Origin of the sequence: Legionella sp., assembly GCF_047605385.1 — a bacterium.
GTDB lineage: Bacteria > Pseudomonadota > Gammaproteobacteria > Legionellales > Legionellaceae > Legionella.
In genome coordinates this window covers 14,138-25,917 of record NZ_JASGFU010000018.1, presented here as the reverse complement: position 1 = coordinate 25,917, position 11,780 = coordinate 14,138, and the positions used below count along the sequence as shown (strand labels likewise).

The window sequence follows — 11,780 nt, the reverse complement described above, 5'->3', positions numbered from 1 at the left end:
ACCCCACGTGTTAATGAAACTAGATTAATTTTACATAGTTTGTTAATATATAGCAAGCTATGTAAAATGGACAGAAAAAATGTATCCCTCAACCCTGATTAAAAAAGCAAGTCGATTATTAATTAAAAAAGCCAATGAATTACTGAAGCCACACGGTCTTACAGATGCCTATACTTATTTTCTAATGGCTCTTTATCAGCAAGATGGCTTGACTCAATCTGAAATGCATAAACAGATTGGTATCGAGCAACCCACGGCTGTTAGAACGCTTGATCGTATGGAGCGTGATGGGCTGATCATAAGAACTCGAAGTGCCACGGACAGGCGCGCTATTGAAATTAGATTGACTAAAAAAGGACGAAATTGCCAAAAAATTATTGAAAAATGTGCTGATGAGCTAAATCAATTTGCTTTAAACGGATTTAAAGAGGAGGAGAAAAATTCTATAAAGTATCTTTTAAAGAGGCTAAATGATAATTTTTAATTCTAATCTAATGTTTCAAATACCAATCAAATTCTCACTTTAGGGTATTTAGGTACTAATTACAAAAAGTAAGGTGAATTTATATGAGTGATTTTATGAGATCATGTGCGTTTTTCAAACTTCAATAGTTTATAAAATCATGCCATTAATTTGTGTTTCCCAAAGTCGTTTAAAATAACCATCTTTTATCAGCATCAGTTGATCAAATGTACCGTCTTCTATGATACTGCCAGCATCCATAACGACAATTCTGTCCATGTGCCTTATGGTTGAAAGTCGGTGAGCAACAGCGATAACTGTGGTGTGACTCGACTCAAGCATATCATTAATAGATTGTTGTATTTCTTGCTCTGTTGCTGTGTCTAAGCTTGATGTGGCCTCATCTAAAACAATAATTGGTGCAGATTTTAAAATGGCGCGAGCAATAGCGATACGTTGTCTTTGTCCACCAGAAAGCTTAATTCCCCGTTCTCCTACAAGTGTGTTATAGCCATCTGGGAGAGATTGGATGAAATCATCAATATGCGCTTTTTTAGCAGCATCTCTAATTTCGTCAATTGTTGCGTTATCCTTTGCATAACCAATATTTTCTGAAAGCGTGCGATGAAACAGCAAAATATCTTGAGGAATTAAAGCAATTTGGGAACGAAGAGAGTCACATGTAATTTGGCTCATAGATCTATTATCAATTAAAATATCTCCCTGAGTAGGTAAAAAGTTTTTAAGCAATAGCGAAACCAGCGTTGATTTTCCCGCGCCTGAATGCCCAACAATCCCCACACGTTGACTTGCCGGAATGAGCAAGCTAAGGTCATTGAATATATTTTTACCATCCGGATAAGCAAAGGCAAGATCTTTAAATTCAATAGAAGGAGATTGAATATTAAAAGACCTGGCATCAGCTCGATCTATCTTCTCATGAGGAACGGTTAAAATAGAAAAGGCTGCTTTGAAATTACCGACTTCTTTCATAAAATCAAACATGAAAGAGGAAAACATCCAAAGCTCAAAAGAGACAGTAATAGAGATCATTATAATAAATACAAAATCACCACTTGTAATAAGATTTTGCTGTTTAAGCCAAATGGAAAATATAAATACAGAAATAAGCATAATCCAATAGAGTATTGAACCCATCAATGAGAACCAAAACCAATATTTTTTAATTCGGATTAATGCGGGTATGTAGTTCGTTGTGATTTGAGCTTTCGTCTTACGCAACTCTTGCTTACGTTTGGAAAAATAAAATAATGAGAAAATATTGAGTATATTGTCAGATAAATTTCCCATAATTTCATGCTTAGTGTCAGCAGTTACTTCCGCTAATCGCTTTAACTTAAATGACATGGGTATAGTAAGTGTAGAAACGAGGACTCCCCAAAAAAGCATAAATAGAAAAATGTATGTGTTGATAAAAGCAAGTGAAAAAATACAAATAAGTACAGTTAAAAAAGATTTTCCTACAACATAGCATAAACTTGAGAAAATACTTTCATAGCCATCAATAATACCTTTTAGTCTACTGATAATAATGCCACTCGGATGATTTTGAAAATAGCTATAGGAATGCTGCTGGATATAATCATACGAGTTTAAAATAATAGCGCGATGCACATAAGGTTCCGCATGCCAAGCCGCAATATCATGAATTCGCCAGGAAAGATCTAGTCCGATTTGTGCCAGGATAAATACGGTAATCGGCACTATAAGCTGACTGTACTGCAAAATATCATGTTCTGAAAAAGCATCCACAATTGATTTAATGGCATAATTATTCATGGGGAAATAAAATCCCGTTAAAACTGTTGCCTGAAACATGAGAACAAGCCACCAACGATAGGGTTTGATGATGGGCCATAAGAAGGCATAAATTGATTTAATCATGGGTTCCTCGTAAACTGCACGATAGAATTGGGCTAATTGCTTGATTTAGTTCCTCAACAACTCTATAAATACACCTTTAATTACATCCGCTGTGTTTACTAAACTCCATCGTGGAGTATGTATTGTATCAAAATTTCGGTTAAATTACAGAAACAAGGCAAATGCGAACTGACACAACCTTATCTCCATGTACATAAAACAGTTTGCGTGATGGGATGCGTTGCCTGCAATTATTGATATAATGTCCTGGATAATTCTTGGTGAGAAAATGCATTAGCACTCATACCTGTCCATTCTTGAGGAATGATATTAGTTAAAATGGCAAATTCATTAGGCTCATTAACTCCATGCTCTTTCCAATAAATGGCTGTGAACTAGCAAAAGAGCATAGTTCGCATATTGAAGATTAAAATAGTTCTGCGCATCGCTCTGGAGCTGTTTTTTCATCTAAGCCTAACTCTTCTTTAGCTCGTGCTGATTCGCATGGAATAGTAAAGAAAGTACTTATATTGTTTGAGAAATATCCCTTCTTATTAGATAAATAAGGTTTACCTGAATGTGAGTAAGCTGATTTGCCCTCTAAAGCAGCCTGGTTTAATAAGGCTCCAGGCACAGCTTGAGCTACTCTATCAGCAGCAAATGCTGCCTCTGAACCATTAATATTAACTCGCAAAAATAACGATTCAAACAGAGAGTTATTTATGGTTGACTCAGGGGATTTAAATCGGCCTATTAAGCTCTCGTGCAAAATAATTTTAAACTGATTCGTGTTTGGATAGGTTTGATAAACAGATATTATTTTGGTTATATATGAATCTAAATCTTGAATGCCAGGATGAAGACCAAGGCGCACTTGTATACTTGGATGCTTAGGAAGCTCAGCTAAAATATGATCCAAAAATTGAGTATCGACTTCAACAGGTTGCGTTGTACTGCTTATAAAAGCAAGTGATTGCTCAGATGCTATTTGCAAGCTGTGCTTGATTTCTTCAGAACTTTTAGAGTCAATAGATTTTGGCAAATAAGCATTATCAATACTTAAGTGACCAATCACATGTAATTTCTCACTATCAACATCAAAATCTGCTTTTGCATCTGAGAGTGGCAGTGCCCACTGAACATTAGGTTTGCTTCTCAGCTCAGACACATATTTCCATAGGGAATGATTTTCAGGCTTAAACATAAATTCATAAGCCATTAATACTGGAATATCATCCAACTGCATAGCAATTTGAAAAGGAATTTCATTATTAACTGAGGGGACACCAACATAGGTATGATTAATACCACAATGATGAATATATTCAACTACTCGCTCAATCTGCTCATCTGTACAATACCCTTCTGGAAGTAGGTCTGGGCTTAAGTCTAATATTTCTAATAATGATTTTTTATTAATGATAGCGGGCGACTCGAAGCTTGCTACACGTGATTGAGCTGCTTTAGTTAAGGTGAGGTTTTGTTCTTTAAAAATCTTGATATCACAGAATTACCAAAAGAAAGAGCATCAACAAAAAGCTTTTGACCTTGAATAAAGCGCATCGCAAAACATTTTCTAGAACGATTAATGGTAATTTTTAATCCAAACCCTTGAGAGATAAGGAACCGACTAACATTATATTGCGCAGGATTATTAAAATAAGCTCATTAATGTTAAGATAAGCACATTTATTTTGACACGCAGGATTGAATATGTTTAATCAATTTCATCAAGGTGGTATAGAAGCGTTAAACCAACAAAACTATGAACGAGCAAAAATTTTATTTTTACAAGCAATTAGCCAAGATCCAACAGAACCAGAAAGTTACTTTTTTTTAGGAGAATCCTGTTTTCTATATGATGAACAGGATGAGGCCGTTAAATACTTAATAGAATACATAAAGTTAAGTAAACAACATAATACTCCCAATACGAAGCGTGCTTGTGCCTATGATCTATTAGGACAATGTTATGCAAAACTCAATATGCGCAATGAAACACTACTTAGCTATAAACTGGCAACACTCTTAAATCCTTCTTCAGCTTCGGCTTGGCATAATAGAGGGTTATTTTTTATGAGCTTAGCGCAAAGTCATTTACAGCAGAAGAATCATGATGAATTTTCCACTTATTCTAATGAGGCGTATAAATTTATCAAAGAAGCATTACGGATTTGCAGCACCATCCCCATGTTTTTGCACAGTTTCGCTCAGTGGCATGCTACCTATGTTGAAGCATTAGAACAGTTAAATATAGAAAGTCTCACCATCCACGAAGATATTTATAAGAATGTTCAATTAGCAATTGAGCATTATCAAGAAGCAGTGAAATTTTGTTCTAAAGATGATAGTGGATTAAGAAACATCATCCTAGCGAACCATACTCGATGTTTATCAGAGTATGGCTATTTCTTTTATCACACTAAAGATTATGAAAATGCCGAGAAATGGTATTTACAAGCTCTTCAACTCACTCCTAATCATATTGTTTCTATTAATCAAATGGGAATGATATGCTCGAACCAAAAGCGCTTTGATGAAGCAATAGAATATTTTGCCAGTATTTTTACAAAAACAGATGAAATACCAGAGCATGCTGATGCAGCACTTAATTTAGCATATGTATACCGGCAGCAAAATCGCCTTGATAAAGCAGAAGAAATGCTTACAAAAGCTGAACTATTAACTCCTCCTGGTGATCATTATATTACTCAAGAAAGAGACAAATTAAATGAAGCAAAGCAAGAGGCTAATAAGACAGCCGAAAATGCATCCCTTATTAAAGCACCTCAAGTATTTTTTAAGGCAAGTCCTGTTACAACCAATCCAAAACCACCAGCAAGCACAAAAGATACTTATCAACCTTAATCAATATGCTGTTCAATTTATCGTTTAAAGAGCCTCGTACAACACAAGGCTCTTTGGAGTAATTACTAAACTTAATTTTTTTGATAGGAAGTGGATATCCTTCTAATGCTTTCCTTCATGTACTCATCACTACAACCTGACCAAAAAGTATCTTGGCGTTTAATGTAACGAATCGGAATATCACGAGACTTGCCATTCTTTAAAACGGTCCACACACGAAGATAAGAGGTTTGCTGACCGTTAATCAACCTGCTTCCTACAGTATATTTTTTGCCTGCTTCTGGAATGAATGTTAAGGTGTCATAAGTGGTAGATGCACGTTCATCCCCTTGGGTAATCACTCTTAAGGTTAGCGGCTTTTCCGCAGGAATTGCCACAAAACGACCTTCAGTTTTTACAAAAGGTGGGTGCAAAGGACGTGGGCCACCAGTACATTGGATCGCATCCCCATATACAGCAACATCTACTGAGGAATGATGAACTGATAATTGGGCAAGTGGTCCATTCGTAGGTGGTATGTAAAGTACAATACATCCACTTAAAGTTGTAAATAGAGAAAAAACAATACTAAAGCTTAAAATGCATTTATGCATGAGAGCACATCCTCTAATTACTTTATTTTAACGACCATTCGCATTTTTATTGCTCTTGATTATTCTCGTTTAATCCCATTAAATAACGGAGCTTGATACCCACCATAAAGACCTTTTTTTGAAAACACAATTTGCCATAACTGCATTGCTCGTGCGCGAAAACCCCCAGCACAAGCTAATAGATAATAGCGCCACATACGATAAAAACGTTCATCATAATGCGATTTTAATTGCGCCCATCTTTGTTCAAAGCGAGCATTCCAAGCCATTAAGGTATTGTCATAATAAGCACCAAAATTCGCCCAATTCTCCATAACGAATAAGCCATCAACTGCCTTGCTAATTTGTACCATGGAAGGCAAGATACCATTAGGAAAAATATATTTGGAAATCCAGGGGTCACAAAAATTAGTGGTTATATTATTACCAATAGTATGTAATAAAAATAAACCATCCTCTTCCAGACAGTCATATACTTTTTGCATGTAGGTACGATAATTTAAATAACCTACATGTTCAAACATACCTAAAGAAACAATACGGTCAAATCGCTCATTCATATCGCGATAATCTTGAAAACGAATTTCAATAGGTAAGCCTGCACAATTTTGTTGTGCATACTCACACTGCTCTTTTGAAATCGTCACCCCAACGACAGTCACACCATAATTTTCTGCAGCATATTTGGCAAATGCTCCAAAACCACAACCAATATCCAAAACCCGCAACCCGGGTTTTAGCATTAATTTTTGACAACTTAATTCCAGTTTATTTTCTTGTGCTTCATCCAAATTCTCTGCATTAAGCCAATAAGCACACGTGTAATTCATCCGACTATCTAACATGGCTTCAAATAAATCATTACCTAAATCATAATGCCTGACACCTACTTCCAAAGCCCTATGTTTATTTTGCAAATTTATTAATTTAACTAACAATAGCTTAGGTAAAATCCAATGAGTAGTTTTCACCTTACTTTCAAGATCAGCGCGCATCACTCGCTCAAAAAATTGATCCAAGCGAGGCGCATCCCACCATCCATCCATATACGATTCACCAAGTCCTAGCGAACCTTCATTGAGAACACGAGCATAAAAATCGTCATTATAAATTTGAATGTCCCAATCTTCTTTACCATTAGGAATGATACCGGCAAGTGCGAGTAAGTCTGTCGCAATTTTTATTGTATTTTTTTGGTTCATAAAGTAGCCTCATCCTGTAGTGCTACCCAAAGGAATGTTATTAATTATGGCGCAAAAAATCTAAAAAGAGAATGAATGTCAGCTTTAAGCATTCATTGCATTATACCGATGAACAATTAAATGACACACAAAGATAATAGTAAGGAAGAATTTTAAATTGAAATTAAAAAATATCCTATTTTTACCAATCCATTACCCTATTGTATAAACAATGAGTAATGGAATGATAATCCTTTAATGTTTATTGATTATAACGCGTAAAGCCTGTAATTTCAGAGTCGAACTATCCATATAATAACTCCCATCCTTAATCTGTTGTTTAAAGAATACGATTTCCTCATCACGAATGGCAGGATTAACTATTTGCAGCGCCTCAAGACGCTGTATTTCCGCACTAATGCTTTTGTCCATGAGGGTTTTAGCTTGTGTGACAATTTCTTCCAGTTGCGCTTCAACAACGGCCTTACTACGTTCTAAAATCGATTCTATTTCAGGGCGTACCTGGTTGATGATAGGGTAACCCAAATGCCGTTTTACAGCACTGCATAATTGATTTAACTTGGAGTAATCCAATACTTGAGTCAAATTTTTACCCGAAATATCCATAAACACACGAAGTGGGGTTAAGGGTAAGAAACGTTCTAATTGCAAATGTTTAGGTGCAGCACAATTGACGGTAAAAAACGATTCTAAAAAGACTGTGCCTGGTTGAATGCTTTTAATTGAAATAGTTGCTAAGGCAGCATTGCCCATCTCTGAATCCAGCATCATCTCCATACTTTCTGTAACCATCGGATGTTCCCAACTCAGAAACTCCATGTCCTCTCGTTGCAAGGCTTTAGGGCGAGAATAAGTAACGGTAACACCGTCTTCTCGCAAGCCTGGAAAATGAGTAGTTTTCATATGATCTGTTGGATGCAACACTTCAGTTGCTTCTGAATGGAATTCATGATCAATGCCATATTCATGGAACACTTGAGCCATGTAATTTTCCAAATCCAAACAATTCTCTTCTGCTTCAATATCAGCAATTAACGCTTCGGCTTGAGGAATATTACAGGAGTTCATTTCTAACAAACGATCGCGCCCCTCATGAAGTGCCTGGTTAATTTGCGCCACACGTTTTTTGGTATCGGCAATAAGTTGCGCTAATACCTCATGTGCAGGAAAAGTAGTATACAACAATGGCAATAAACGCTGCTCAAATTCTTCATAAATCGTAAAACCAACTGAACAACTCTGATTAAATAAATTCAGGCCCTCATGATACCAGCGAAAGAGTATTTCTTGAGCAGTGTTAGCCAGGTAAGGCACATGAATCTTAATATCATGCTGCTGACCAATACGATCCAAACGTCCAATACGCTGTTCCAGTAAATCCGGATTTAGCGGCAAATCAAATAAAACCAGATGATGCGCAAATTGGAAGTTACGTCCTTCACTGCCTATTTCAGAACAAATTAAAACCTGCGCTCCATTTTCTTCTTCTGCAAAATATGCAGCAGCACGATCGCGATCAATAATTGATAACCCTTCATGAAAAGCCGTACTACGAATACCCGCTTTTAATTTAAGATGACTTTCCAAAGCCAGAGCAGTTTTTGCTTGAGCGCAAATAACTAATACTTTTTGTGGATACAATTCATTAATCTGATTCACAAGCCAGGTAACACGGGGATCATTATCCAACCATAAATTTTTATTGTTAAAACCACTTTCAGGATATAAGCTTCCGGCAATGGATGAAGCTGTCGACATCACATAAAGCTCTGGGTATTCTAAGGAATAGGCATGCATACAGCGTTTAGGAAACCCTTGGATTGCTGCGCGGGTATTGCGAAATAGCACACGCCCGGTACCATGTCTATCGAGCAAACCTTTGATTGCCTCACCTACCATACTTCCAGCTGCATCACCTAAATATGCGGTTACTTGTTGTCTTAACATAGGATCTAATTTAGTGAGGGCCGTGTTTTCCCCTTGCGCCAATAATTCTTGTACTAAAATATTGATGCGCTGATAACCTTCTTCTTCCTTTTTGAACACTGCTAAATCATAAAAGCGTGAAGGGTCAAGCAAACGTAAGCGAGCAAAATGACTGACAATACCGGCTTGCTCAGGCGTCGCTGTCAGCAATAACAAACCTTTACTTTGCGTAGACAAGGCTTCAACACATTCATATTCCGGGCTTTTCTCTTCTTCAGACCAATGCAGATGATGTGCTTCATCCACTACTAATAAATCCCAGCCGCCGGCAATAGCGTGCTCACGTGCCTCATCATTCTCAATAAGGAAATCAAGACTGCATAAAATCAGATTTTCTGTTTCGAAAGGATTTGCTGTATTTGCGGTTATATGTTCAGTATCGCGTTCCCCTTCATCAATCTCATAATCATCTTCACCATAATAATCGTTGACCTGCTCATAACGACTGGCATCAATAATCGAAAAACGCAGATTAAAACGACGAATCATTTCCACTAACCATTGATGGATCAATGTTTGTGGCACCACAATCAATACCCGACGGGCTCGACCAGTAATCAATTGATAATGCAATATCATTCCTGCTTCAATCGTTTTACCAAGTCCCACTTCATCTGCCAATAATACTCGTGGTGCATAACGTTGTGCCACTTCATTGGCAATATAGACCTGATGTTTTAAATGACTGGTTCTTGAACCTACAAGTCCACGCACTTTTGATTGTTGTAATCTACTGGCATGCGTTAAGGTATCTATACGTAAACGATAAGAATTCAATTTATCTAGCAAACCACTAAATAATCGTTGCTGTGGCGTATTTAAGGTAATAAAGCAGTTTAATTCCACCTCACTTATACTTATTTCTTCGCCCGCTTCATCAACACCACTATAAAAGAAAAGCCCATGACGCTCTGCAATTCGCGTCAACCGTATTTTCTGTTGCTTACTGGTAACAACTTCTTCTCCTTCCTTATAAATAATACGGCTAAGTGGGGCATTATCGGTAGAATAAATACGCTCTTCACCTGCAGCAGGAAAGCTAATACTTACCTGTCTGCCACTTAATTCAGTAATGATACCTAAACCTAATTGCGACTCGGTATTACTTATCCAGCGCTGACCAATACTAAATGTCATAAAAACACGATCCTTTATTTAAAAGCGAAGTAAAATAATCAAAAAATAAAACAAACTCAATGCTACAGTACATCTTTTTTGGCAATATTTACCCCAAAGAATCCCAAATATACTCTAAAATAAGCCTCCAGAGGCTAACATTTAGCACACCTGAGGATTCATCTTTCTCACAAATCTATTTTTAACACAATGTGCTTATTTTAAATCTTAGTGACAATTAATAAAATAACCAATTGACTTTACTCAATAAATTAACTCTTGTCTTATTGTTTTTTTTGGTAAAAAATACAAACCACAGGGAAATTTTAGTCACAAGGAAATTAATATGACCACCTTAAGAGATAGTGCAGATCTTGCTGTTAACATGGATACAGATGCAAATGAACCTAATAAGAGTACTGATGATACATCCACTAAAAATGATTCTATTGTAATACCAATCTCTCCTCTTTTTAGTGCAGAAGAAATTAAAAATTTATTAACATCAATGCAATCAGATAATTACGGTAATATCCAAAAAATAATTATAACCCCCAATATTTTAAAACTGATCCGAGAAAACCTGCTAGCAACTATTCAAAGCATGGAAAAAAATCCAAGCATGTTTTCTCAAGCAGCAGAATATTGGAGTCACTTGTCTTTGTGGGAAAAAATTGTCGGTGGTGCCACGCTCACTGTACCAACACTCTTCATTGGTCTGTGTTTCCATATTGGGTTTCTTCTTGCTCTTTGTGGAGTAACTACTATGGCGTATACCGGCAGCAGTATTATTCTAGATGATCATCATCAATGCAGTATTGGTCTCACTAAAGATCTTACCAAAGGCATTCTCGGATTGGTAAGCCTTCTTGAGCTAATCATTGTTGAGTTGGATAATATTCGCCTCAAACTTGAGAAAGAAGTTACAAAATTCACCCAAGAAAATATTTTGATCTCTGAACATATTAACGATTTAAAAACACAGGTCAATGAATTAAATACACAAATAGCTGCAGCAACGCAACTAACTCATAATTTACAAAAAACTAAAGATGAACTAGAAAAAACTGTAGACACATTTAAAGAACAAATGGATCAACAAAATCAGCTCCTGGCCACAACACAAAAACAATTAACTCAAGCCACTACGGAACATCATGCGGCGAAGCAACAATTAACTGAACACATTACTGAACTAGCCCAAGTAAAAGCAACCCTTGAAGCAGATTTAAATAAAGCCAATACTATTGCCAAAACCTTAAGTGATTCGTTACAAGAAGCCATCGCTACATACGCTTCACTTAATGTGGAAACTCAACAAGAATATAACCACCGCCTGAAAGAATTTATTACGAATAAAGAGGCCAGTTTTATTAGTATTAGCACAATTGAAAAAGAGCTAGAGCAAACACATGCGCAATTAGCCGAACAAAAGAGTTTCTACGCCAAACTTCTACAAGAACAAGGAAAACAAGTGATGGTATTAAGAAAAATAATCGAAAAAGCCAGTAAAAACCCTCATATCAAAGAAGCACTTTGTGAGCTTGGTTTTTTTGCTAAAAATGCCCCAATTCTTGCTAATCAAATATCTAAAGCAAATGATGCAGCTGAAATTGTTGGACCAGTACCCAACTTACATGTTATCTAATCTAATTGTTTATTTTTTGA

Annotated in this window: 8 protein-coding genes; 3 read left to right on the top strand and 5 right to left on the bottom strand. The window is 36.4% G+C overall.

From position 1 onward, the window contains the following. The first annotated feature begins 79 nt into the window (after nt 1-79). A complete protein-coding gene (locus tag QM652_RS06015; RefSeq protein WP_415073837.1) occupies nt 80-484 on the top strand; it encodes a MarR family winged helix-turn-helix transcriptional regulator in 405 nt (134 codons plus the stop codon). Nucleotides 485-613: 129 nt separating this feature from the next. Here QM652_RS06015 and QM652_RS06010 read toward each other — a convergent pair whose 3' ends face one another. Both QM652_RS06010 and QM652_RS06005 read right to left on the bottom strand, forming a co-directional pair. Continuing rightward, a complete protein-coding gene (locus QM652_RS06010; RefSeq protein WP_415073835.1) occupies nt 614-2,368 on the bottom strand; it encodes an ABC transporter ATP-binding protein in 1,755 nt (584 codons plus the stop codon). Between the two features lie 406 nt (nt 2,369-2,774). Beyond that, nucleotides 2,775-3,593, bottom strand: a complete 819-nt coding sequence (locus QM652_RS06005) for a hypothetical protein (protein ID WP_415073833.1) — start codon at nt 3,591-3,593, stop codon at nt 2,775-2,777. Between the two features lie 467 nt (nt 3,594-4,060). Here QM652_RS06005 and QM652_RS06000 point away from each other — a divergent pair, with 467 nt between their 5' ends. Further along, on the top strand, nt 4,061-5,215 hold the full coding sequence (locus QM652_RS06000) for a tetratricopeptide repeat protein (RefSeq protein ID WP_415073831.1): 1,155 nt from the start codon (nt 4,061-4,063) through the stop codon (nt 5,213-5,215). 71 nt (nt 5,216-5,286) lie between these two features. Here the strand turns inward: QM652_RS06000 and QM652_RS05995 are convergent, their stop codons facing one another. From QM652_RS05995 to rapA, 3 genes are all read right to left on the bottom strand, one after another. Continuing rightward, nucleotides 5,287-5,808, bottom strand: a complete 522-nt coding sequence (locus tag QM652_RS05995) for a hypothetical protein (protein WP_415073829.1) — start codon at nt 5,806-5,808, stop codon at nt 5,287-5,289. 59 nt (nt 5,809-5,867) lie between these two features. After that, nucleotides 5,868-7,010 (bottom strand): cyclopropane fatty acyl phospholipid synthase, encoded by a 1,143-nt coding sequence (gene cfa / locus QM652_RS05990; RefSeq protein ID WP_415073827.1) that lies wholly within the window; start codon nt 7,008-7,010, stop codon nt 5,868-5,870. 234 nt (nt 7,011-7,244) lie between these two features. Then, the gene (gene rapA, locus QM652_RS05985; RefSeq protein ID WP_415073825.1) at nt 7,245-10,133 is read right to left on the bottom strand and encodes an RNA polymerase-associated protein RapA; all 2,889 of its coding nucleotides are present in this window, start codon (nt 10,131-10,133) and stop codon (nt 7,245-7,247) included. 325 nt (nt 10,134-10,458) lie between these two features. Here rapA and QM652_RS05980 point away from each other — a divergent pair, with 325 nt between their 5' ends. Continuing rightward, the gene (locus QM652_RS05980) at nt 10,459-11,760 is read left to right on the top strand and encodes a hypothetical protein (RefSeq protein ID WP_415073823.1); all 1,302 of its coding nucleotides are present in this window, start codon (nt 10,459-10,461) and stop codon (nt 11,758-11,760) included. The last annotated feature ends 20 nt before the right edge of the window (nt 11,761-11,780 follow it).